We start from the raw sequence: 24452 nt of genomic DNA on the forward strand, positions 1-24452 counted from the left end.
GGGAATTCAACGCAATGGCAAGAACCACCTTGATCGGGGTCGGGTTACTGGGCGCGTGCGCCTTGCCCCTGGCCCAGGCCGATAGCTATTCACCGGCCAATTTTCTCTTCGGCGACTGGCAAGGCCAGCGCACCCTCCTGCATGAGCAGGGCGTGGACCTACAGTTCACCTATGTCAATGAGCTGGCCTACAACACCCAGGGCGGCGAGCAGCACAAGGGCACATACAGCGATCAGCTGATGGCCGATGCGCGCTTCGACCTGCAGCGCCTGCTGGGCTGGCAGGGCGCGGCGTTTCGCCTGACCCTGAGCAACCGCAACGGCGAGAGCCTGACTCAAGAGGCCAACACCGGTACGCTGTTGGCTGCCCAGGAGATCTACGGCTACGGCAGCGTCACCCGCTTGGTGCAGATGTATTACCAGCAAGCGTTGCTCGATGAACGCCTGCTGCTCAAAGTCGGGCGGCTGCCGATGAGCGGCGATGTGTTCCCGTTCTCCTGCAAGTTTCAGAACCTCACCTTCTGCGGCGCCGTTCCGGGCTACATCACCCCCAACTGGTTCACCTGGCCGGTCAGCCAATGGGGCGCCACCCTGGCTGCGCAGTTGGCCGATGATTGGTGGCTCAATACCGCGATCTATCAGGTCAACCCACGTTTTACCGAGAACAGCCAAGGGTTGAATTTCGCCAGCCCGTCAGGCACCAGCGGCTACCTGGCTGTAGGTGAGCTGGCCTGGAAGCCGAGCTTCAATGGCCTGCCGGGCAGCTATCGGCTCGGGCTGTGGCGCAACACGGGTGACTTCGCTGATATCTACCACGATGTCGACGGCCAGCCCATCGGCCTGACTGGCGCGCAAGCCAAGCAGCACGATCAGGCCAACGGCTATTACGCCATGGCCGAACAGCGCGTGTACCAGAGTGCGCGCAACCCCGCGCGCGGCCTGACCCTGTTCGCCAACTTCATCCAGTCTGACCGGGATGTCTCCAGCATCGAGCGGGTTTGGCATGTGGGCGCCTTCATCAGCGGGCCATTGGCCCAGCGCCCGCAGGACGAGATTGGCGTTGCCCTGGGCCGCCTGGAGGTCAACCCGCGTTCGGCCCGGCGTGTCCAGCAAGCCAGTGGGCAACCGCAGCGCGCCGACGTCGAGTACCCACTGGAGCTGTATTACGGCCTGAGCCTGAGCCCGGCGCTGACCCTCAGACCCAATGTGCAGTACGTACGTAACCCAGGCGGCTTTGAGCATGACCGCAGCGTGGTGGTCTGGGGCCTGAAAACCGAAATCAGCTTCTAGGGCGATGGTGCCAACACGGCGCCGTGTCGCTTTTTTAATGATGCATCATGTATGAATGGAGTGAATCATGAGCCTTGCCAATTTCGTTGACCTCACCAGCGTCCAGCAACGTGCCAGCCACCTCACACTGCTGGGCCAGGCATTTATCGATGGCCGCTTTGTCGATGCCCAGGGTGGCGAAACCTTCGACAATATTTCGCCCCGCGATGGCCGGGTGCTCAACCAGGTCGTCTCGTGCCAGGCCGCAGACGTCGACCTTGCCGTCAAGGCCGCGCGGCGCGCTTTCGACAGCGGCGTCTGGGCGCAGCGCACCCCCAAGGAGCGCAAGAAAGTCCTGCTGCGCTTTGCCGCACTGTTCGAGCAGCACATGGATGAGCTGGCGCTGCTGGAAACCCTCGACATGGGCAAACCGATCAGCGAAAGCGCAGGTTTCGATGTTCACGCCGTGCTTGATTGTCTGCAGTGGTACGCCGAAAGCTGCGACAAGCTTTACGACGAAGTCGCCCCGTCGGGCCCCGCAGCATTGGGCCTGGTGACCCGCGAAGCGATTGGCGTGGTGGCGGCGGTAACGCCGTGGAACTTCCCCATGCTGATGGCCATGTGGAAGGTCGCGCCGGCTTTGGCCATGGGCAACTCAGTGATCCTCAAACCTGCCGAGCAATCGCCGCTGACGGCCCTGCGCATCGCCCAACTGGCCGCTGAGGCGGGCATTCCGGCGGGGGTGTTCAACGTCCTGCCCGGCTTTGGCCCCACCGCCGGCAAGGCCCTCGGTCTGCACATGGATGTCGACACCCTGGTATTCACCGGCTCAGGCGAAGTCGGCAAGTTGTTTCTGCAGTACTCCGGCCAGTCGAACATGAAGCGGGTCTGGCTCGAGTGTGGCGGCAAGACGCCGAACATCATTCTCAATGACTGCCGCGACCTGGAAAAAGCCGCGACCACCGCAGCGCGGTCGATGTTCTTCAATCAGGGCGAAGTTTGCGTGGCGCCGTCGCGGCTGATCGTCGAGGCGGGTATCCGCGCCGAGTTCGTTGCCGAGGTGCTCAAGGTGGCCCGGGCGATCACGGTTGGCGACCCGCTGGACCCAACCACCGAGCTGGGCGCGATGGTCGATGCCAGTCAATTGCAGCGGGTACTGGGCTACATCGACAAGGGCGTGCAGGAGGGCGCCCAGCTGATTCTTGGCGGCGAGCGGGTCAAGCATGGCCTGGGCGCCGAGGGCTACTACATCCCACCAACCATTTTCGACAACGTCAGCAATGACATGACCATCGCCCGAGAAGAGATCTTCGGCCCGGTGCTGTCGGTGATCACTGCCCGCGATCATCTCGAGGCCTTGCGCATCGCCAACGATACCCCGTATGGCCTGGCCGCCAGCCTGTGGACCGCCGATCTGTCCCGCGCCCACCAGATGGCCCGTGGCCTGCGTGCCGGCAGCGTGTGGGTCAACTGCTTCGACGGTGGCGACATCAGCATGCCGTTCGGTGGTTTCAAGCAATCGGGCAATGGCCGCGACCGCTCGCTGCACGCCCTGGACAAGTACTCCGAGCTCAAGTCCACCTGGATCGAGCTGTGAGCCTTCGCCCGGCAACTTTGGAGAACAATAAGATGAACAAAACCGTTGCCCGTACTTTTGCCACCCTGGCCATGACTGCGCTGCTGGCGGGCCCAGCCGCCGCCGAGGCGCGCCACCCGCTGTACCAATTGATCCCCAATACCGCGCTGTCTGGCCTGGTCGATCCGCAAATGGCTGATCGTAGCCAGGTCGACAAGGCCCTGCCGCTGAAACAGAAGGGCGAGCGCCTGCGTATTGGTTGGACCGAGATCACCCTCGGCAACCCTTGGTTCGTGTCGATGATCGACGATGCCCGCAGCCTGGCCGAACGCTATGGCTATGACATGCAGGTGCAGGTCGCCGACGGCGATGTCGCGCGCCAGAGCACCCAGGTCGATAACTTCATCACCCTGGGTGTCGATGTGATCGTCATCGACCCCACCGACATCCTCGGCTCGGTGGCCGATGTCGAGCGGGCAGTGGCGGCGGGGATCCCGGTAATTACCGTCGGTACCGCCCCCGACGCCCGAGCGCCGGTTATCACCACCAGTACCGGCAACCCCTACGGCAGCGGTGTCGAGGCGGGGCGCTATGTGGTCGAGCACAGTGATCCGGCCAGCGAGATCAACGCGGCCATGGTCATCGGGGTGATGGGCAACTCCACCTCCGAGAGCCGCCTCAACGGTATGATCTCGGGGATCGTCCAGGCCCGCGCCGAACAGCGCAAGCTCGGCCTGTCCAGGGAGGATGCCTTGCTCAAGGGCTTCGAGCTGTTCCAGCAAGTAAAGGCCAAGGGCAGTTTTAGCTGGCCCGAAGGGGGCTTCAATGTGCTTGCCTGGGGGCGTGGCGATTGGACCGAGGAGGGCGGCCTGGCTGCCAGCGAAGACATCCTCAGTGCCCACGGCGAACGCCTCAACCTGATCCTGGCGGAGAACGACTTCATTGCCATCGGTGCGATCAGCGCCGTCGACAACGCTGGTAAGGCTGGCCAGGTGCGAGTCGCTGCCGCAGCTGGCAGCTTCAAGGTCGCGCTGGAGCTGATCAAACAGGGCAAGCTGCTGGTCACCGCCAGCAACAGTGGTTCGCAAACTGGCGTGGCGGCTATCGAGCTGATCCATCAGATCCTCGATGGCCGGCTTGCCGCCAACAACTTGCCACTGGCCTCGTACTTTCCGGTCGAGCTGATTACCCCGGCCAATGTCGAGCAGTTCATCCAGCTCGAACAGGCCCCGGCCAGTGTCGAGCGATTGCCGGCGTTCCGCTCCATCGACCAGCTCAAGGCAGCCATGCGCTGACCCCCGCGGATGCGGCGCCTGTCCAGACAGCGCGCCGCTTGCAGAGGCATGACCTATGAATACTTCAAACACTATCGCTGTGGAGCTGCGCGACATCCACAAGGCTTTCGGCGGCATCAGCGCTCTGAGTGGTGCCAGTTTCAGCGCCCAGGCCGGTGAGATACACGCACTGATGGGCGAGAACGGCGCGGGTAAATCGACCTTGATGAAAATCCTCGCTGGCGCCTACCTGCGCGATGCCGGCGAGGTGCTGTTGCACCAGCAGCCGGCGAGCATCGCCAAACCGGCCGATGCCCTGCGCCTGGGGGTATCGGTGATCTACCAGGAGTTCGCCCTGGCGCCACACCTGTCGGTGGCCGAGAACATCTGCATCGATGACCTCGGCGCGCGCAAGGGCCTGGTGCAGTGGGCCACGCTGCGGGCCAAGGCGCGGCGCATTCTCGACGAGTTGGGCTTTGCCATCATCGACGAGCGCCGCGCAGTCGGCGCGTTGCCGGTAGCCCACCAGCAGGCGGTGGAAATCGCCAAGGCGCTGTCACGCAACGCTTCGGTGCTGGTGTTCGACGAGCCGACGGCGGTGCTCACCTCGCACGAGACCGAGCAGTTGTTTCGCATCCTCGATGAGCTACGGCGCAAGGGCGTGTGCATCATCTACGTTTCGCACCGCATGGACGAAATCTTCCGGATCTGCGACCGCGCTACGGTGCTCAAGGATGGGCGCACGGTGGGCACCTTACCGCTGTCGGCCATTGATGAGCGAGGCCTGGTGCAGATGATGATCGGCCGTGAGCTGAGCGATCTGTTTGCGCCGCGCAAGGCCAGCCTGGGCGAGGTGCGTTTGCAGGTCGAGGGGTTGTGCGCCGGGCCGCTGGTGCGCGATATCAGCTTCCAGGTGCGTGCCGGCGAAGTGTTGGGTTTCAGTGGCTTGGTCGGCTCGGGCCGCACCGAAACCATGCGCGCCTTGTTCGGCGCCGAGCGCAGCACTGCCGGCAGCATTCGCCTGGATGGCCAGCTGCTGCGCAATCGCAACCCGCGTGCGGCCATCGGCCACGGCATTGGCTTGCTCCCCGAAGACCGCAAACAGCAAGGCGTGCTGCTGGAGATGTCGATCCGGATCAACGCCGCCTTGCGGCCTGATTCGCCCTACACCGGCCGCTGCGGCTGGATCGACGGCCGGCGCGAGCGCGCCGGGGTCGAGGCGCTGCGCAAGCGACTGCGGCTCAAGACCGGCTCGATCGAGCAGGCAGTGGGCGACCTGTCAGGCGGCAACCAGCAAAAGGTCGCGCTGATGAAGTGGGTCGATGCCGGCTGTCGGGTGTTGATCCTCGATGAGCCGACCCGCGGCGTCGATGTTGGCGCCAAGACCGAGATCTATCGGGTCATCAATGAACTGGCCGAGGCCGGGGTGGCGATCATCCTGGTGTCTTCGGAAATGACTGAGCTGATCGGCATGTGCGACCGGGTGCTGGTGATGCGCGATGGCGCCATCGCTGGCGAGCTCGGCGGCAGTGCGATCGAAGAACACGCAATGATCTGTCTGGCGATGGGAGTCGAACACCGTGGATAACAACCTGAGCAAACTGGCCGCCGGCAACCTGCCGGGCGAGCCTGCCCAGCCGCAGGCCTGGGGGCGCTCGCTGCAGCGTCTGTTTTTGCAGCACAACGCCTTGGTCATGCTGCTGGTGCTGGTGGTGGTTGCCAGCAGCCTGTCGGCGGACTTCTTCACTTGGCAGAACCTGGGCAACCTGCTACGCCAATCGACGCCGCTGATGCTGGTGAGCATCGGCATGCTGATCGTCATCCTCACCGCCGGCATTGACTTGTCGGTGGCGTCGGTGGCAGCGGTGGGCGGTATTGTGGTGGCGATGAGCCTGAACCTGGTGCCACTGGAGGGGGGCGCTGGGCTGTTTTTGGCGGTCGCCATCGCCGTGGCGGCAGGGGTGTTGATGGGCCTGGTGACGGGTAGCTTCGTCGCCTACTTTCGCATGGCGCCGTTCATTGCCACCCTGGCGATGATGACGGTGGCCCGGGGCCTGGCGTTCATACTCTCCAATGGCCAGCCGCAACGCCTCGCCGACAGCCAGAGCGCCGCTGGGCTGTTGCGCGACTTCGGTCGTCAGGCGGACGGCCTGTTCGGCGTGCCCTGGCCGGTATGGTTGGCGGTGCTGGCAATCGCAGTGTTCGCGCTGATCCTGCGTTACAACGCCTTTGGCCGGCTGATCATCGCCAGCGGCAGCAACGAAACCGCTGTGCGCCTGGCGGGCATCCCGGTGGAGCGCTACAAGCTTGCCGCCTATGCCATCTGCGGTGGGTTGAGTGCATTGGCCGGGGTGGTCATCGCCTCGCGCTCGGGAGTCGCCACGCCGAGTGCCGGCATGGCCCTTGAGCTTGATGCAATTGCTGCCTGCGTGATTGGTGGGGCGCTGTTGTCCGGCGGCAAGGGCAGTTTGTTCTATACCGTGGTTGGCGTGCTGGTGCTGGGCCTGATCGGCAACATCATGAACCTGCTCAGCGTCCCCGCTTACCCACAGCAGATCATCAAGGGCGCGATCATCGTGGTGGCGGTATTGCTGCAAGGGGTTGGCAGGCGCGACGCGCGAATCTAGATACCAGCGGGCGTGCTGGCGGCGCATGAATGATGATGTATCATGCGTCTTCGCCATCTCGCCCAGCGGTACCATCACTGGACGCTGGCGCCGGGCCATTCACCAGACGAGAGAGAACCAGCGTGACAGTTCACAAGCCCCTGGATAAAGGCAACCTGAGCGAGCGGGTCTACAGCATCATCCGCACGGCATTGATGGACGGCCAGTACCAGCCGGGTGACCGCCTGCGCATCAGTGCCTTGGCCGAGGAGTTCGGGGTGTCGATCACCCCGGTGCGCGAGGCGATTTTCCGCCTGGTCAGCGACCATGCACTGGACATGAAGGCTGCCACCTCGATCTATGTGCCAGAGCTGAGCGTCAGCCAATTGCGCGAGATCCAATTGATTCGCCACCTGCTCGAAGGCGAGGCGGCGGGGATGGCCGCCGAGCGTATTTCTGCGGCTGAGCTGGAGCATCTGGAACAGGTGCAGGCGGCGTTTCAGGCGGCGGTCAGCGTCGATTACAAGAAGGCGTCGCTGCTTAACCGCGAGTTTCATTTCGGCCTGATTGCCGCGGCGCGCATGCCGGTGATCTTCAAAACCTTGGAGAACATGTGGGTGATGATGGGGCCGCTGCTCAGCACCTTCCACGCCGAAGTGCCCAAGGCGGAGTTGGCCAGTGCCAAGCACAAGCATTTCGAAGTGTTGGAGGCCTTGCGCAAACGTGATTCGGCCAAGGCCAAGGCGGCTTTGCAAGCAGATATCGCCTGGGGCGAATTGATGTTGGAGTGGCTGGAGCGCAAGTCGCTGAGTCCGGCCTGAGCAGTACCGGCCCTATCGCGGGGCAAATTGGGCCAAACCGCCGCTCCCACGCGGACCCCGTGGGAGCGGGCTTGCCCGCGAATGGGCCTTACTGGCCCTTGCAGGCTGAGGCATGAAAATGCGGCAATACAAACGCCGCCAACTCCTCCAGCGTCTCATCCAGCGGCCGCCGATTGCGCCGCAGGTGCAAGCCAAGATGCGCCACCCCCGCCTCGCGCATCGCCTCAAGCTCGCCAATCAGCCCATTACGCCCAACCATCGCGCCAAAGCGGTGACGCTGTAGCGGCGTGTCCGGGTTGTCATCCAGATCCAGGTGCAGGAATGACACGTATGGCTTGGCCCCGGCCACTTCGCGCCACAGCGCCGCACGACGCACGTGCTCCTGCGGCGTGCCGGGGTAGGCCAACCAGCCATCCAGATGCTCACCCACCCACGCCGGGCTCTGCTGAGCCAGGCCGGCCACCAGCAACGGCAGCGGTTGGGAGGGGCGCGGCAAGACTTCGATCTGCTCTGGCAGGCCCGGCCCGCGCCAGTCGCGCAGCAACGCGATATGCTCACGAAAGCGTTCGCCACGGCTGTCGAAGTCGCGCTCGAACAGCGGGTATTCCACTGGTCGGTCGCCACTGGCCACGCCCAGCAACAAGCGGCCGCCGCTGAGCAGATCGACGCTGGCTGCGGCCTTGAGAGTCAGCAGCGGCTCTCGGATCGGCAGTACCACCGCGGCTGTGCCGAGCATGATGTTGCGGGTAATGCCAGCGAGAAATCCGAGGTAGGTAAACACCTCGAACACCTGCGCCGCGTCGCCGAATTGCGGGTCGTACAGCGGCACGTCGCGTACCCACAGGGCGCGAAAGCCCAAGCGATCAGCGAGAGTCGCCAGCTGTGCATGCTGTGCCAGGTCCGGCACACCGAACAGACCGCCGGCCTGCTGCCGGGTCTGATCGCGTGGGGTGGTCCAGTCGTTGTCCAGCGGCAGCTCCAGGCCGATGCTCAGGCCACCAGCGGTCAGTTTTGCCAGGGCGCCGCTCATGCTTGCGCTCCTGCCTGTGCACCCGCGTCAACCGCTGGGCGTTTGCCGCGCCAGACCAGCCACGCCAGCGGCAAGTGCACCAGTACCGCAGCGACCACGCCGGCCCAGGGGGTTAGGGCCAGTTGGCCGTGGGTCACCAGGTAGCTACCGGCGGTCTCACCTAGGGTGATGCCCAGGTTGAACGCCGAGATATTCAGCCCCGAGGCGAAATCCACCGCTCTAGGCGTGTAGCGCCCAGCGGTGTCGAGCATGCCGGCCTGGAAGCCCGGCGTCATGCCAAAAGCCAACACGCCCCAGATGAACAGCAGCACCACCATGGCCACTGGCGACGACAGCGAGAAGCCCAGCAACACCAGCACCGCCGCCAGCAAGACGAACAGTACGCGCAACGCCCGTTGCCAGCCCAGGCGGTCGGCCAGACGGCCTCCGGCAAGGTTGCCGATCAGCGTGGCAATGCCGAACACCACTAGCAAGCTGCTGGCCGTGGCCGAGGAGAAACCGGTGATGTCGGTGAGGATCGGCGTGATGAAGGTAAATGCGGCAAAGCTTGCGCCAAAGCCCAGGATGGTCACCAGCATCATCGACCAGATCGCCGGTTGACCGAGCGCAGCCAGCTGGGTGCGGATGCTCCCGGCTTCCCCGGTTTTCAGGGCCGGCAGCCAGAACAGGGTGGCGAGCAAGGCCAGTGCGCTGAGCACCGCCACCGCGTAGAACGGCAGACGCCAGCCCATGGCATTGCCCAGGAAGCTGCCCAGCGGCACCCCGATGACCATGGCCAGGGTCAGCCCGGCGAACATGATGGCGATGGCTTTGCTGGCCTGCCCCTTGGGTGCCAGGCTCGCCGCAACCGTGGCCCCAATGGCGAAGAAGCTGCCATGGGCGACGGCGGTGATCAGTCGCCCGATCAACAGCGTCGGGTAGTCACTGGACAACGCCGAAAGCAGGTTACCAGCCAGGAAGATTGCCACTAGGCCAGCCAACACCGGCTTACGTGGCAAGCGCCCCAGCAGCAAGACGATGAACGGGGTGAACACCGCCAGCGCCAATGCGTACAGGCCGACCAAGCCACCCGCGGTGGCCAGGGTCACGCCCAGGTCGTTGGAGATTGCGGGGAGAATACCGACCACGATGAACTCGGCCACGCCAATGGCGAAGGCGGTCAGGGCCAGTACGTACACCCCGGGGTGTATGCGTGTTGAGGAGAGGGTAGCCATGAAAAATGCTCGCAAGGTGAAAGATGCAGCACAGGATACGAGGCGCCAGTTTTGTGATGTAGACTCGTGTAATTCCAACCAGCTGTGAATTCAAGTCATGAAAACCCGAGCCAAGGACATCAATCGCTCTGGCGAGATGGAAGTGTTTGCCGAAGTGGTCGCCTGCGGCACTTTCTCGGAAGCGGCGCGGCGCCTGGACATGACCCCATCGGCGGTGAGCAAGCTGATCGCCCGCCTTGAGCAACGCTTGGGCGCACGCCTGCTACTGCGCTCGACACGGCGCCTGGAACTGACCGCCGAGGGCGAGCGCTTCCACGTCGAGACCCTGCGCATTCTTGAGCAGATCGACAACGCCGAGCGCGATGTGGCCAATGCCGCCTGCCCCAGCGGAATCATCCATATCAACAGCAACCTGCCGTTCGGCCTGCATTGCCTGGCGCCGCTGGTGCCAGCATTTCTTGAGGCCTATCCGCAGATAACCTTGAACATCGAACTGACCGATACGGTGGTCGATTTGCTTGAGCGCCGGGCCGATGTGGCGATCCGCTCGGGGCCGCTGAAGGCCTCGCGGCTGGTGCAACGGCACTTGGGCCGTAGCCGTTTGTTGACGGTGGCCGCACCGGACTACCTGGCGCGCAAGGGCACCCCGCGTACGCCACAGGAGTTGCTCGAGCACAATCGATTGAGCTTTGGTTTTCACCGGCACTCTCAGGCCTGGGTGTATCAGGACACCGATGGCGAGCGCGTCGAGGTTGAGCCGCAGGGGAATCTGCTGCTGCAAGACGGTGAGAGCATGCGCCAGCTGACCCTCGGTGGCGCGGGGATTGCCCGCTTGGCCAATTTCCATGTGGGAGCGGATATTGCGGCGGGGCGGCTGGTGCCGCTGCTGGAGGATTTTGACAGTGGTGAGCAAGACATCCTGCATGCGGTATTCATTGGGCCTGGTCGACAGTTGCCGCAGCGGGTGAGGGTGTTCATCGATTTTTTGGTTGAGCGTTTGGATGTGCAGTATTTCAGTTGAGTGGCTGGGCTAGGGCCCGCTTCATGCCACACCTCCACGCTCCCGCTATCACACCAGCTTGGCAGGGAGAGTGAGCTGGACGGAGTTGATCAGCAGGATCACATTGACGGCATGGCCTTCTACATCGAGGTGAGGAAATTCGTCACGCCAATCGATCAGATCCTCTTCGGTTTCAGCCGAGGCATCGATACTGAAAACGGCTTCAAGATGGGGAAGTAATCAAAGCTGTGCTTCTTCCACCTCCCAGAAATACCCTCTGATACCCCCAGCAGGATGCGCGATCGCGAATGGCGATTTCTGATAGCTGTCGGGGTGGCGCACTCTGGACTGTATCTCCATGGCCGGATCGACGTAAGCAGGGCGGGGCTGCATCTACATGGGTCGTATGTCACGAATGGCAGCTTTCGACCCAGGCCCGCCCTTCACGCAGGACCGCTATCGGCTAGAAGCTGTATCGGGTACTGAACATCACATTGCGTGGTTCACCGCAATAACCGGTATAGAACGTCGGGTCCAACGAACTCAGGTACTTCTTGTCGAACAGATTGTTGACGTTGACCGAAGCGCTGAGGTGCTGGGTGAGGTCATAGCGGGCCCTCAGGTTGAAGACCGCGTATTGCTCCTGGGTAGCCTTGCCCAGGTGTGTGGTCAGGCTCAGGCCGCTCTGCCAGTTCATACCGCCCCCGAGGGTCAGGCGATTCAGCTCGCCTGGCAGACGATAGGTGCTCCACAGCTTATTTCTAGAGCCGGATCTCTTAGCGTCATTGCTCCCGCATATGGAGATGACGCTATGAACAATTCAGGGCTGTGCTTGCATGTTGACGCTCAATTCACAAGTCCTTATGCAATGTCGTGCTTTACGGCGCTTCGCGAAAAGGGAATCGAGTTCGAATGGAGCCCTCTTGACCTGGACAGCCTGTAGCATCAGGCGGATGGTTATTCCCATCTCTCGCTGACGCAGCGAGTGCCCACTCTGGTGCATGGCGATTTCGCGCTGTCCGAGTCATCGGCAATCACTGAGTATCTGGAGAAGCTGTACCCGCACACGCCGATTTACCCAGAACACTCACTGCAACGTGCCAGGGCGCGGCAAGTTCAGGCGTGGCTACGCAGCGACTTGCTCCCCATTCGTCAAGAGCGCTCTACGCTCGTTGTATTCTATGGCCGCAAGTCCGGCCCCTTGTCAGCACTGGCGGAGTCTGCAAAACAAAAGTTGGTGAATGCCGCGCAACTGTTGCTTGCTGATAATCCCGATTACCTGTTTGGTCGATGGTCAATCGTCGATGTTGATCTGGCATTGATGCTCAATCGATTGATACATAATGGTGGCAGGCTTCCAGCCCAACTGGAGGATTATGCTCAGCGACAATGGCAACGCCCGACCGTGCAGGAGTGGGTCAAGCTGATGCGACCCATGCTGTAGCGCCGGCGTATGGACGGTCGCTGCCCTTGGTTGAGGGTAGCAATCGGGCCCGATCCAGATATTCGCCTGAAGGGCGGGAATTCAAAGGCTATCCGGATCCCCGAAGAACATCTGTATCCGCGACCGCAGCCACCGCTCCGCCGGGTCATTGTCCTGTGCCCCGCGCCAGGCCATGTGCAGTTCGAAACTGCGCACGGGTATCGGCAAATCCTCGGCCCGCAAGCCGCCGGCGGCCGTCAGTGCATCCGCCGTGTAGTCCGGTACCGTCGCCACGATATCGGTACCTGCCAGCAAGCTCCCCAGCCCGTTGAACTGCGGTACCGCCAGCACCACGTGGCGCTTGCGGCCGATTTCTTCCAGGGCTTCGTCGATGAACCCGGACAAGTCCCCGGCAAACGACACCAGCGCATGGGGCCGGGCGCAGAAGTCATCCAGGGTGATGCTGCCGGGTACGCTGTCGGCGCGCAGCAGTTTCGGCATGCTGCGGCGCAACACCTTGCGCTTGGCGTTGGCCGGCAGTTCGCTGGTGTAGCTGACCCCCACCGAAATCTCGCCCGAGGCCAGCAGGGTTGGCATCAGCAAGTAGTTGACCCGTCGCACCACCAGCACGATACCGGGCGCCTCGGCGCGAATGCGCTTGAGCAGTTGCGGCAGCAAGGCGAACTCGGCGTCGTCCGACAGGCCGATGCGGAACACCGCATTGCTGGTGGCCGGGTCGAATTCGGCGGCGCGGCTGACTGCAGTGGAAATCGAATCCAGTGCCGGTGACAGCAGGGCGAAGATCTCGTGGGCCCGTGCCGACGGCTCCATGCTGCGCCCTGTGCGCACGAACAACGGGTCATCGAACAGGTTGCGCAGGCGCGACAGCGCCGCGCTGATGGCCGGTTGGCCGAGAAACAGTTTTTCTGCGGCACGGGTCACGCTGCGCTCGTGCATCAGCGTTTCGAACACGATCAGCAGGTTGAGGTCTACACGACGCAGGTCGTTTCGATTCATCGGTGCGCTTCGCCTAATGTGGGGCAGAGGTGAATCTTAAGGCCAAAGGCTGTTACCCTGCACGGGTTTAGGGGGACCAATCGCAGGGAAAGTCAGGTGCCCAATCGATGACAAGCATGTCGACTATTAATGCCCACTGATGGTCTAACGGGCAAAGCCCGGATAGAGTCAGTGGTAATTAGAGGTTCACAAAGGCGAGGTATGCGATGTCCCGCATGATCCGTTTCCACAAGTTCGGTGCTGCCGACGTGCTCCGTTGCGAAGAGCAGGCCGAACCGTCACCCGCTGCCGACGAGGTGCAGATCCGCGTCGAAGCGGTTGGCGTCAGCTGGTATGACGTGCTTTGGCGCCAGAATCTGGCACCGTCCCAGGCGCGTCTGCCAGCGGGGATCGGTCACGAAATGGCCGGGGTGGTGACTGCGGTCGGGGAAGGGGTCGATGACATTGCCGTCGGTGATCGGGTCGCCAGCTTCCCGGCCACCAGTGCCAACGATCACCCGGTGTACGGCGATGTCATCGTACTGCCCCGTACAGCCATCACGCGCTACCCGAATGTGCTCACCCCGATCGAGGCCAGCGTGCACTACACCCCGCTGCTGATCGCCTACTTCGCCTACGTCGACCTGGCACGGGCCAAGGCCGGGCAGACAGCACTGGTCACCGATGCCAGCCATTGCGCCGGGCCTGCCTTCGTGCAGCTGGGCAGGGCCCTGGGGCTGAAAGTATTCGCCGCCACCAAGGAAGCGGCGCAGCGTGACTACCTGCTGGGCTTGGGCGCAGACAAAGTGATCGTCACCGAAGAGCAAGACCTGCTGCTGCAGATTGGCAAGTACACCGATGGCCGTGGTGTGGACATGGTGCTCGACGGCATGGGCGGCCCGCAGATGTCGCTGTTGGGTGATGTGCTGGCGCCGCGTGGCAGCCTGGTGCTGTACGGTCTGCAAGGCGGCAACCAGACGCCGTTCCCGGCCTGCGCGGCATTCCAGAAGAACATTCAGTTCTATGTGCACTGCATCGGTAATTTCACCGGCAAGCCAGAGCTTGGCATCAGCCAGGACCAGGTGGCACTGCAGCGTGCCTTGCGCGATATCAACCAGTTCACCGCCGATCAGCTGCTGACACCGCAGATCATCAAGGTGTACCCGTTCGAGCAGGTGGTTGAGGCGCATCGCTACATGGACCAATGCCCGTGCGGCGGGCGCGTCGTGCTGGACATGGCGCAACACTGATGGTGGATGGCGCAAGCGGAAAGCCCGGGCAAGGTCCCGGGTTTTTTATGCGCGGGGTAAAGTGTTTCAACACTTAAAGTAGGACTGTTCCTACAATAAACCCAGATATGGACTACATATAAGTCCGTAGCTTTCGGGCTGTCAGAAATATCCCGGCAAATAATCAGCCTTGAACGCTTTTGCCTTGCGAGTCACTGTGAACTGACACGGATGCTGAATGGTTTTTTTACCCTGAACTGTATCTTCAATTCATGCTGCCTCCCTCTCGATAATGGCCCAATGATAGTTTATGCAAGGAACGTGGGATGAGCATGGCTATGCCTGATATAGAGCAGCATGTGACAGCGACAGGCCATCGCAGGGGTGGTTTCTTCTCGATGGCTTGGCGACAGTGAAGGGTTACGTCATTACTTTCATTTTGTTGTAAGAAATTTCTTCTAGGTAAGTTCGGCGCATGTTCACGTTCAAGTGTTGGGTACCGCATGCGCTGGCTGCATGAAGTTGATGAGGTGATTGCGTGACTGCTATTCACGACCAGGCGATGCATTATATCTACCAGCAAGTACTCGAGCGCTTGTTGAACCACATGTCCCAGGCCCAGCGCGCTTCCTTGCAGTTGCTGATACAACGCCTGTTGGTCGCTGCAGGCGGGCCGGAGTACATCGGTACTTTCAGCTTGCAGGTATTGCAAGGGAGCGACCGCCATAGCAGCCGGCTGCTGGCCATGTTGCGTGCCGCGCAACTGAGCATTGCCCTGCGTTCGCCGGTAACCTTCCAGCTGCGGGTATTGGTGGTCAGCCTGCCGGTTGCCGATAGCGCCACGCTGGAAGCTCACGAGCGCAGTTTTAGCGCGTTGTTCATGCAGGATGACCCGCGGGTGCAATTGCAGATGATCGAGGGGTGCGCAGTGGTGCCGTTCAGTCGTCGGCACTCGGTAATGCCTGAGCGCTGGCTGCTGGCGAGGGACGCGATGTTGATGTTCGGCCACATGATCGATGCCAGGCCTGAAGCCCTGCTGGGCTGCCGCCTGCACCTGGAGCTGGCGGGGGCCGTGGTTCAGGCGCTGCAGGCAGCGGTGCCTCCCGATGCGTTGGTCACCGCCATGCCCGGGCTGCAGCGGCGCCGATACCTGGCGTGGGCCCGGCGTAGCCTGCGCCTGGCCGGCGTGCGTGGCTCGCATGCAGTGCACCAGTGCCTGGCGGCGCTGGCCCAAGGGCTGAGCCGATTGCACGGTGCTGTTGGGGGCGCACCGGGTGGTCAGCACGAGCCGGTTCCAGGCGCCGTACCGGAGCGTGCGCCGGTGCGGCTGATTGCTATTGATGACCTGTTGCCGCACTTGCTTGAAGAGCAGCAGCTTGACGCGATGCTGGGTTGTCACTTCGAGACGGCTGCGGATGCTTTGCCGCTGTCCGAATTCGTTGACTCGCTAGCCACGGCACAGCTGCATGAACTGCGCGCCCGCAGTCTGGAGCCGCTGGCCGGGCGCCCGGCGCTGAGGCTGGCAGGGCAGGCGGGTGGCAGCAAGCAGCGTGACGCCGCGCCGTTGCTATTTGGCAAAGCCTACGGCATCAATCAGGCCCAACTGGTGTGCCTGCTGTTCAGTCCGTTTGCCAGGCAGGGGAAAAACCTCGAGCGGTTCTTGCAGTGTCGGCACGCCGACATGGTGGTGGCGTTGCCGTACCTGCACAGGGCCTTGCAAGGCAAACCCTGCCCTGAGGCGGTCAAAGCCTGGCTGGTGAATACCAGTGGCTTGCCGTTGGGGCAACTGCGGCAAATTTATGATGGGCAGTTGCCGATGGCGGGATGGCGCCTGCTTAACAACCTGGCCCGCCGCGATGTACACCTGAGGCTGCTGCCGCAGCTGGCGTTGGGGCGGCGGCGTGGTGTTGCGGGGCTGCCTTGATGGGGCGAGCGGCCCCAGGCGAGTTCGCGTATCGCAAGGTGTATCGCTACCTGGAAGCGTTGATCGAACAAGCTGCAGGCGTTGGCACATGCCGGTTGCCATCATTGCGTGAGCTGTCCCGGCGGCTGCGGGTGTCGTTGGCCACGGTACAAAGTGCCTACAGCCTGCTGGAAGAGGAGGGCCGTGTACACTGCCTGCCGAGGTCGGGCTATTACGTACAGAGCGGTGGCAAAGATCAGGCCGTGGCCGTGGCCCGGCAGCCTCCCTTGCCGACGCAGCCACTGTTGGAGCGCATGCTGCTTGGTCACGAACGGCGTTTGGCCCGTCAGCGTGATCGCAGCGTTGCGTCCTGGGAAGCGCTGGGTAGCGCCCGTTTGCGCAATGCTGTGGCTGAGCGATACACCCGCTGCTCCAATCAGTACTGGCATGCCGATGATGTCCAGCTAGCTCCCGATGTGCTGGCGGTGCTGGAGACGCTGCTTGCGGCGCTGGCCCTGCAAGGTGGTACCGCATTGGTGCATTCGCCTTGTTGCTGGCAAGTGTTGCGCGCCCTGGCGCGTGCCGGCATGCGCGTGCTGGAAACACCACTGGATGCCCGTGGCAACCCCGAGCTGCACGCGTTGGCCAACCTGCTGGGTAGCGAGCCGGTAAGCCTGCTGGTCATGCCGTCTTGCCTGGGCATGCCACAAGGTCGGCTGGTTTCACCGTATTACCAGCAGCAGCTTGGTCTTTTGCTTGGCCAGCACCCTGTATGGCTGCTGGAAAACGACCTGGACAGCGAGCTCTGTTACGACGGGCCGCCGAGCACACGCCTGCGTGACTGGATCGACCCGCGCTGGCTTCTGGTGATGGGCACGTTCGAGGCCGCAGTGGGGGCAGAGGCGCCGTATGCCTATTTACTGAGCCGTGACACCGTGTTGGCCAAGGCATTCGCTGAACGGGCGTTTCGGCTTGCGCCGCTACGTTTGCAGGCGCTTGCTCACATGCTCGGCAAGGGGGAAATCGAAACGCAGCTGGTACAGCAACGCACAGACTTGCAAAGGCGTACGCAATACCTGGCGCATGTACTGCAGTCGCAATTCGGCCAACGGGTGGTATTCGACATGCCGCAAGGTGGGCAAATGCTGTGGGTGAGCTTTTGCCAGCCGCTGGCGTGGGACGGTATTGCCGCAGCGTTGGCAGGCTCTGCATTGCACGCACTGCCGGGCGAGCAGTTTGGCCTGCCGGGGCATTACCCTCAACACCTTGCGCTGATCTGGCTGGGGGGGCGCCCGGATGAACTGCAACTGGCGGTAAGGCGACTGGCGCAGGCGCTTGAGGTGCGCTGCGGGCGAAACACCCGCTTCTCAAATTGAAATCAAGACGCTTGCAGGTGCCGCCAAGTGCTGCGAGAGGGCCGACAAGTGAAATGACGGCCTGAAGATCTCAAGGCTCACTCGCAGCACAAAGAGCCACCTGCAGGGGGGGTAAATTGAGTACTCCTCAGGGGTGCTCTTGCCCCTGACGCAAACGGGTACTGACCAGCGCCGCACATACCAGCAACGCGGCAATGATCCACAACCCGTTGCGGGTGCTGCCGGTGGTCTGCTCGATCAAGCCCATCACCGACGGCCCGACGAAGCCGCCAAACAGACCGCAAGTGGTGACGAAGGCCAGGCCCGCCGCCAACGCGCTGCCGCTCAGTCGGCTGGAGGGGAAGACGAAGATGATCGACTGCACCACGAACAGCATCAGCGCGGTCAGGGAAAACCCGATCAGGCCGATGAACGAGTTGGCCAGCGATGCCAGCAGCAATCCGGCCGCCATGGTCAGCAGACCAAAGAACAGCAGCGTGCGGCAGCGGCGCGGCGAGGTGGCCAGGCGTGGGAAGGTCGCTGCACCAATGGCTGCTGCAATCCACGGCACCGCTGTCAACAGGCCGACCTGGAAGGGCGAAAGCGCAGCGTAGGTGCCGATAATGCCCGGCAGGAAGAAAATCACCGTGTAGATGGTGATCTGGTGCACGAAGTAGACCACGATCGCCAGCCAGATCTGCCGGTCGCGGAACATCTGCCCCAGCTTGCTCTGCTGCGGTGCGGCCGCCTGCTCTGCCGCCAGGCGGCGCTCGATGTCCTGGGCGTCGGCAGCCGTCAGCCAAGGCGCCGAGGCCGGACCGTCCGGCAGCTTCTTCCACACCACATAGGCCAGGGCTACGGCGGGCAGGCCTTCGAGCACGAACAGCCATTGCCAGCCATGCCAGCCCAGTACACCGTCCAGCTCCAGCAGGGCACCGCCCAGCGGGCCGCTAAGGATGTTGGCCAGGCACACACCCAGCAGGAAGTACCCCGTGGCACGGGCGCGTTGTTCGCGGTCGAACCAGTAGGTCAGGTACAGCATTACCCCGGGGAACAGGCCAGCTTCGGCTACCCCCAGCAACAGGCGCATGATGTAGAACGAGGTTTCACCCTGAACGAAGGCCATGCCCGCCGAGAGCAAACCCCAGGTAATCATGATACGGGTGATCCAGAAGCGCGCGCCCACCCGGTGCATGATCAGGTTGCTGGGCACTTCGGCCAAGGCATAGGTGAGGAAGAACAAGCCCGCGCCCAGGCCATAGGCTGCTGCCGAAAGGCCCAGATCGATGCCCATGCTGGCTTTCGCCAGGGCGATGTTGGTGCGGTCAAGAAAGCTCATCACGTAGACGACGATGAGCAGTGGCATCAATTTGCGTAGCAGCAGGCCGTTCAAGCGCTGCTCATGGGTGGTGGCAGGGGCGCAAGCCGCTGCGCGGGTGAGGGTTGTCATTGTTTTTTTCCCCGTGAAAAGTGCTGGTGGTGTGCCGCGCAGCAGCGGCACACTCAGGTCTGTGGGTCAGGAACGGTTGATGTCGAGCCACACTGCGCCGTTGGGGTACTGGTAACGTTCCAGGGTCTCAGCGTGCATCTCGATGCTGTAGCCAGGGCGTTGTGGCGGCATGTAGCGCCCGCGATGGATCACCACCGGGTCGATGAAGTGCTCGTGCAGGTGGTCGACGTACTCCAGCACCCGGTTGTGCAGCGAGGCAGACACCGCGATGTAGTCGAAAAGCGCGATGTTCTGCACATACTCGCACAGCCCGACGCCACCGCCGTGCGGGCAGACCGGCACGTCGTACTTGGCGGCCATCAGCAGCACGATCAGGACCTCGTTAAGGCCGCCCAGGCGGGCTGCGTCCAGCTGGCAGAAGTCCAGTGCGCCGGCCTGGAACATCTGCTTGAACATCACCCGGTTGTGGCAGTGCTCACCGGTGGCGACACCGATTGGCGCAATGCGCTGGCGAATGGTGGCGTGGCCGAGAATGTCATCGGGGCTGGTCGGTTCTTCGATCCAAAGCGGTTCGAAGGCGGCCAGGCGGCGCATGTTGGCCACCGACTCTTCGACGCCCCACACTTGGTTGGCATCCATCATCAGGGTGCGTTCCCAGCCTATTTCGTCGCGCAGGATGCTGGCGCGGCGGATGTCTTCTTCCAGGTCGGCCCCGATCTTCTGTTTGATGTGGGTCCAGCCGTCTGCCACGGCCTCGCGGGCCAGTTTGCGCATTTTCTCTTCGCTGTAGCCCAGCCAGCCCGGGGCAGTGGTGTACCCGGGGTAGCCTTCACGCAGCATGTGTGCCTCGCGCTGGGCTTTGCCCGGCGCCTGGCGGCGCAGCAGGGCGATGGCCTCTTCGGGGGTGAGCACGTCGGTGACGTAGCTGAAGTCCAGGCAGCGCACCAGCTGCTCTGGCGTCATGTCGGCCAGCAGTTTCCACACGGGCTTGCCCTCGTGCTTGGCCCACAGGTCCCACACCGCGTTGATGATGGCGGCGGTGGCCAGGTGGATCACGCCCTTTTCCGGGCCCAGCCAGCGCAACTGGCTGTCGCTGACGGTAAAGCGATGCCAGAAAGCGCCCATGTCGGCGCTGATTTCTTCGAGCGTAAGGCCGACGATCAAGGGGGCCAGCGACTGCACCGCTGCCGCGCATATCTCGTTGCCACGGCCAATGGTGAAGGTCAGGCCGTGGCCTTCGAGGGCTGCAGCGTCGGTGTGCAGCACCACGTAGGCCGCCGAATAGTCGGGGGCACTGTTCATGGCGTCGGAGCCATCCAGCGACAGCGAAGTGGGGAAACGGATATCGCGAACGCTCAGGTGGGTAATGCGTATGCTCATGGTCGACTCTTGTTCTGTTCAGGCCCAGGGAGAGCTGACTGTAGGTTGTCGAGCGATACAGGCATAATCGCCAAATCTTAATCAGTGATACCGGATTCGATATGTCTCGCTTGCCACCTGACAAGGCCCAGGCGCCTGCCAGCCTCGGTGCCTTGAAGATTTCCAGCCGTCAGATCACGTTGCTCAATGCCCTGGGTGAATTCGGCAACCTGCGCCGCGCCGCCGCCGCGATGCACACCACGCAACCGGCCGCCAGCCTGTTGCTACAGCAGCTTGAGGAGCGCCTGGGGGTACGTTTGTTCGAGCGCCTGCCCCGGGGGATGCAAGCGACGCTGTATGGCGAGGTGATGATTCGCTATGCGCAAAACGCATTGCATGAGTTCGATCATGCCCAGGCGCAAATCGCCGAACTGGCGCGCGGAGCGTTGGGCCTGGTGCGGGTGGGCAGCGTCATGGGCCCGGTACCGGGCGTGCTGACCAAGGCGGTGCTGGCCTACAAGCGCGACCAGCCCAAGGTGCGTATCTCGCTGGAGGTGGGCACCAGCGACACCTTGCTGCCGGCCTTGCTACGCGGTGATTTCGATATGGTGGTGGGGCGCCTGCCGGATCAGAGCGACAGCCAGGAACTGAATATCGAGCTGTTCGACGGCGGTGAGCAGATGCGTGTGATTGCTCGCGCAGGTCATCCCTTGGCGACAGCCACAGGGCTGCAACTGGCCGACCTGGTGAGCTTGACGTGGATCTTGCACCCCATCGGCAGCCCGATGCGCCGTCGCGTCGAAAGCGCATTACAGGCCGGCGGCATGGTGCAGTCGCTGGATATCGTCGAAACCGCTTCGATCCTGGCGACCACTGCCATGCTCGAAGCGTCCGAAATGATTGCGGTGGTGCCCAATGACGTGGCCCAGCATTATGCCCGCTATGGCATGGTCGCCGTCCTGCCGGTGGAGTTGCCACTGGCGATGGCCAACCTCGGCGTGCTGACCCTGCGCTCGCGGCCCAACTCGGTTGCCCTTGATACCTTGCTGCGTTACCTGCGGGCACAATAACTTTCACCTGCATGAGGCCCTGCGTCTATGCCGCCGGACATGACCCATTCCAGCTTTTGCAACTGGATCCGCTACAAGCACCTGGTGTTGATCGACACGCTGGCGCGCACGCGCAACATGCACGCCACTGCCACGCGCATGAACCTCAGCCAGCCGGCGCTCAGCAAAATGCTGCGTGACCTTGAGGAGCAGTTCGGCTTTGCCCTGTTCGAGCGCCTGCCTCGCAGCATGCCCCCCACCGAGCTGGGTGAATACGTGGTGCGGTACGCCCAGGGTGCCCTGGCCGAGTCGCAACAGTTCGTCGACCAGGTCAACCGCCTGCGCAACGGCGGGCACGGTTTCATCCGCGTTGGCGGGATCTTTGCCGCGACCGCATTGGTATTGCCGCAGGCCATCGCCGCCATCAAGGCGCGAAGCCCGTTACTGTCGATTGAAGTGGTGGAGCATTCCAGCGATCACCTGCTGACCATGCTCGAGCAGAACAAGCTGGACATCATGATTGGCCGCTTCACCGAGGAACGCTTCGGTCAGCTGTTCGACTTCCAGCCGCTGGAGCCTGAACCCTTCAGCCTGGTGGTGAACAGCGAGCATCCGCTCAACCAGCTCGACAACACACCGCTGGAAGCGCTAGGCGATTGGCCGTGGGTGCTGTACCCGGTGGGTACGCCCATCCGCAACCGCCTGGAGCAGGCGTTCCGAGTGGCCGGAATCGCCACGCCTGCCGACTGCGTGGAGACCATCTCCATGCCCATGTTCCTGCAGTTGCTGCAATCGGCACCGATGATTGCCATGCTGCCGCGCTCGATGGTGGCCGCGCAGTTGGCCAGCGGGCAGTTCAAGGAGCTGCGCAGCCCTTTGCAGGTGCCCGCGCTGGAGTATGGTGTGGTCACCCGCAAGGATGAACCGCTGAGCGCCTCCGCCAGGGCGTTTGTCGAGACTCTGCTGGAGGGCGCGCAGCGACGGCGGCAATCCCCGGCAGATGCTGCGATCTGCCCCTAGTGTGGTGTTTCACAAATAACGACCATAACTCGCGGCGCTTTTTGCGCTCATGCGGCGTTGTCGCTCCTCGCCGTAGCTGGGCTACGACTCGTCGCGACGCCTTGCCTGAATGCAAAAATCGCTCGCGAGTTATTGGCCGTATTTGCAAAACGCCACACTAGCCGATTTAAGATCACGCACCCAAATACCCTTGCGATAACTCCAGGTTATCGCTCGATCGGATCATCTCATTGGGAATGCGGCACCAGGCTTCTTACAGTGGCGACAGCCATAACAAGAAGTCAGCCGCTCCGCCCTGAGAGGTCCCATGCAACTGATTGCCAAATCCGGTGACCCCGCCGTCATCCGCCTCAACCCTTTGGACAACGTCGTCATCGCCCGCCAGGCCCTGGCGCCGGGCGTGCGCCTGGATGCCGAGGCGATTACCGTGCGCCAGCCCATCCCTTCAGGCCACAAGCTCGCCACCGAGCCTGTGGCGCAAGGCCAGCCGTTGCGCCGTTACGGGCAGATCATCGGGTTTGCGTCCCAGGCGATCGACGCTGGCGACCATGTGCACGTGCACAACGTGCAGATGGGCGATTTTGCCCGCGACTACGCGTTTGGTGTCGATACCCGCAGCCTGCCAGGCAGCGCCGCGCAGTTCCAGGGCATCGTGCGCGCCGATGGCCGTGTCGCTACCCGCAACTACATCGGCATTCTCACCTCGGTGAACTGTTCGGCAACCGTGGCCCGGGCCGTGGCCGACCATTTCCGCCGTGACATTCACCCCGAGGTGCTGGCCGACTACCCGAATGTCGACGGTGTGGTCGCCCTGACCCACGGTGCCGGCTGCGCAGTGGACCCGAGCGGTGAAGCCCTGGGCCTGCTGCGCCGCACCCTGGCCGGTTACGCCGTCCACCCCAACTTCGCTGCCGTGCTGATCATCGGCCTGGGCTGCGAAACCAACCAGATCGAAACCCTGCTGGAAACCCAGGGCCTGCAGGCGAGTGCGCAACTGCGCGCCTTTACCATCCAAGGGATCGGGGGCACTTCGAAAACCATCGCTGCCGGTATCGCCCAGGTCAAGGCGCTGTTGGCCGAGGCCAATCAGGTACGGCGCCAGCCGGTCAGTGCCCGCCACCTGGTGGTCGGCCTGCAGTGCGGCGGCTCAGATGGCTATTCGGGGATCACCGCCAACCCGGCACTGGGCAATGCCGTTGACCGCCTGGTGGCCGCCGGTGGTACCGCCATTCTCTCCGAAACTCCGGAAATCTATGGTGCCGAGCACTTGCTCACGCGCCGCGCGGTAAGCCGTGAGGTGGGGGAGAAGCTGGTGGCGCGCATTCGCTGGTGGGAAGACTACTGCCAGCGTATGAACGCCGAATTGAACAACAACCCCTCGGCCGGCAACAAGGCAGGGGGGCTGACCACTATCCTCGAGAAATCCCTGGGCGCAGTGGCCAAGGCAGGCTCCAGCAACCTGGTCGATGTGTATCAGTACGCGCAAGCCGTGCGAGCCCAGGGCCTGGTGTTCATGGACACCCCCGGCTACGACCCGGTCTCGGCCACCGGTCAGGTGGCCGGCGGGGCCAACCTGATCGCCTTCACCACCGGCCGCGGCTCGGCCTACGGCTGTGCCCCGGCGCCATCGATCAAGCTGGCAACCAACAACCGGGTGTTCGAGCACCAGCAAGAGGACATGGACGTCAATTGCGGCGGCATCGCCGATGGCTCCACCAGCATCGAGGAGCGCGGCGCATTCATCTTCGAGCAGATGCTGCGCATTGCCTCCGGGGAACGCAGCAAGAGCGAACAGCACGGCTACGGGCAAAACGAGTTCGTCCCGTGGCAGATCGGCGCCGTGACCTGATCGACCGCTCCCGTCCCATTTGCGAGGCAA

General features: G+C 62.9%; 19 protein-coding genes and 1 pseudogene. 14 read left to right on the top strand and 6 right to left on the bottom strand.

What is annotated here, in order from left to right; translation table 11 throughout:
* The first annotated feature begins 14 nt into the window (after window positions 1-14).
* From ACZ889_RS15740 to ACZ889_RS15765, 6 genes are all read left to right on the top strand, one after another.
* The gene (locus tag ACZ889_RS15740) at window positions 15-1289 is read left to right on the top strand and encodes a carbohydrate porin (RefSeq protein ID WP_144000009.1); all 1275 of its coding nucleotides are present in this window, start codon (window positions 15-17) and stop codon (window positions 1287-1289) included.
* A gap of 67 nt (window positions 1290-1356) precedes the next feature.
* Window positions 1357-2865, top strand: coding sequence for an aldehyde dehydrogenase (locus ACZ889_RS15745; protein ID WP_108078395.1), 1509 nt, complete (start codon window positions 1357-1359; stop codon window positions 2863-2865).
* 32 nt (window positions 2866-2897) lie between these two features.
* On the top strand, window positions 2898-4139 hold the full coding sequence (locus ACZ889_RS15750; protein WP_047602912.1) for a sugar ABC transporter substrate-binding protein: 1242 nt from the start codon (window positions 2898-2900) through the stop codon (window positions 4137-4139).
* 55 nt (window positions 4140-4194) lie between these two features.
* The gene (locus tag ACZ889_RS15755) at window positions 4195-5706 is read left to right on the top strand and encodes a sugar ABC transporter ATP-binding protein (RefSeq protein WP_180688221.1); all 1512 of its coding nucleotides are present in this window, start codon (window positions 4195-4197) and stop codon (window positions 5704-5706) included.
* Window positions 5699-6745, top strand: a complete 1047-nt coding sequence (locus ACZ889_RS15760) for an ABC transporter permease (RefSeq protein WP_180688220.1) — start codon at window positions 5699-5701, stop codon at window positions 6743-6745. Before ACZ889_RS15755 ends, ACZ889_RS15760 begins: the two co-directional genes overlap by 8 nt.
* A gap of 122 nt (window positions 6746-6867) precedes the next feature.
* The gene (locus tag ACZ889_RS15765; protein ID WP_047602909.1) at window positions 6868-7545 is read left to right on the top strand and encodes a GntR family transcriptional regulator; all 678 of its coding nucleotides are present in this window, start codon (window positions 6868-6870) and stop codon (window positions 7543-7545) included.
* Window positions 7546-7633: 88 nt separating this feature from the next.
* On the opposite strand, the gene ACZ889_RS15770 is transcribed toward ACZ889_RS15765, so the two are convergent.
* Together ACZ889_RS15770 and ACZ889_RS15775 are read right to left on the bottom strand one after the other, a co-directional pair.
* Window positions 7634-8575, bottom strand: a complete 942-nt coding sequence (locus ACZ889_RS15770; RefSeq protein ID WP_047602908.1) for a TIGR03571 family LLM class oxidoreductase — start codon at window positions 8573-8575, stop codon at window positions 7634-7636.
* Entirely contained in the window at window positions 8572-9789 is a 1218-nt protein-coding gene (locus ACZ889_RS15775; protein WP_098090529.1) for an MFS transporter, read from the bottom strand. The genes ACZ889_RS15770 and ACZ889_RS15775 overlap by 4 nt, the downstream gene beginning before the upstream one ends.
* A gap of 97 nt (window positions 9790-9886) precedes the next feature.
* Here ACZ889_RS15775 and ACZ889_RS15780 point away from each other — a divergent pair, with 97 nt between their 5' ends.
* Window positions 9887-10810, top strand: a complete 924-nt coding sequence (locus ACZ889_RS15780; protein WP_047602906.1) for a LysR family transcriptional regulator — start codon at window positions 9887-9889, stop codon at window positions 10808-10810.
* A gap of 442 nt (window positions 10811-11252) precedes the next feature.
* Here ACZ889_RS15780 and ACZ889_RS15785 read toward each other — a convergent pair whose 3' ends face one another.
* Entirely contained in the window at window positions 11253-11609 is a 357-nt protein-coding gene (locus ACZ889_RS15785; protein ID WP_476258022.1) for a TonB-dependent receptor domain-containing protein, read from the bottom strand.
* On the opposite strand from ACZ889_RS15785, the pseudogene yfcF reads away from it, so the two are divergent.
* A pseudogene (gene yfcF, locus ACZ889_RS15790) lies at window positions 11601-12233 on the top strand (glutathione transferase). The gene ACZ889_RS15785 and the pseudogene yfcF overlap by 9 nt on opposite strands.
* Window positions 12234-12314: 81 nt before the next feature.
* Here yfcF and ACZ889_RS15795 read toward each other — a convergent pair.
* A complete protein-coding gene (locus tag ACZ889_RS15795; protein ID WP_003253946.1) occupies window positions 12315-13229 on the bottom strand; it encodes a LysR family transcriptional regulator in 915 nt (304 codons plus the stop codon).
* 206 nt (window positions 13230-13435) lie between these two features.
* On the opposite strand from ACZ889_RS15795, the gene ACZ889_RS15800 reads away from it, so the two are divergent.
* From ACZ889_RS15800 to ACZ889_RS15810, 3 genes are all read left to right on the top strand, one after another.
* A complete protein-coding gene (locus ACZ889_RS15800; RefSeq protein WP_010953736.1) occupies window positions 13436-14458 on the top strand; it encodes a zinc-dependent alcohol dehydrogenase family protein in 1023 nt (340 codons plus the stop codon).
* A 517-nt stretch (window positions 14459-14975) separates the two neighbouring features.
* Window positions 14976-16361 carry a hypothetical protein gene (locus ACZ889_RS15805; protein WP_476257541.1) on the top strand — a complete coding sequence of 462 codons (1386 nt, stop codon included), beginning with the start codon at window positions 14976-14978 and terminating at the stop codon, window positions 16359-16361.
* Window positions 16361-17716 carry a GntR family transcriptional regulator gene (locus ACZ889_RS15810; protein ID WP_180688219.1) on the top strand — a complete coding sequence of 452 codons (1356 nt, stop codon included), beginning with the start codon at window positions 16361-16363 and terminating at the stop codon, window positions 17714-17716. The genes ACZ889_RS15805 and ACZ889_RS15810 overlap by 1 nt, the downstream gene beginning before the upstream one ends.
* A 127-nt stretch (window positions 17717-17843) precedes the next feature.
* On the opposite strand, the gene ACZ889_RS15815 is transcribed toward ACZ889_RS15810, so the two are convergent.
* Both ACZ889_RS15815 and ACZ889_RS15820 read right to left on the bottom strand, forming a co-directional pair.
* Window positions 17844-19145, bottom strand: coding sequence for an MFS transporter (locus ACZ889_RS15815; RefSeq protein ID WP_180688218.1), 1302 nt, complete (start codon window positions 19143-19145; stop codon window positions 17844-17846).
* A gap of 66 nt (window positions 19146-19211) precedes the next feature.
* Window positions 19212-20525, bottom strand: coding sequence for an L-fuconate dehydratase (locus ACZ889_RS15820; protein WP_003253941.1), 1314 nt, complete (start codon window positions 20523-20525; stop codon window positions 19212-19214).
* Window positions 20526-20626: 101 nt separating this feature from the next.
* On the opposite strand from ACZ889_RS15820, the gene ACZ889_RS15825 reads away from it, so the two are divergent.
* From ACZ889_RS15825 to ACZ889_RS15835, 3 genes are all read left to right on the top strand, one after another.
* Window positions 20627-21574, top strand: a complete 948-nt coding sequence (locus tag ACZ889_RS15825; RefSeq protein WP_088512260.1) for a LysR family transcriptional regulator — start codon at window positions 20627-20629, stop codon at window positions 21572-21574.
* A gap of 27 nt (window positions 21575-21601) precedes the next feature.
* A complete protein-coding gene (locus ACZ889_RS15830; RefSeq protein WP_476257542.1) occupies window positions 21602-22573 on the top strand; it encodes a LysR family transcriptional regulator in 972 nt (323 codons plus the stop codon).
* A 307-nt stretch (window positions 22574-22880) separates the two neighbouring features.
* Window positions 22881-24422, top strand: a complete 1542-nt coding sequence (locus tag ACZ889_RS15835) for a UxaA family hydrolase (RefSeq protein ID WP_003253938.1) — start codon at window positions 22881-22883, stop codon at window positions 24420-24422.
* Window positions 24423-24452 lie beyond the last annotated feature (30 nt).

The sequence above is a fragment of the Pseudomonas sp. TE3895 genome, assembly GCF_056278855.1.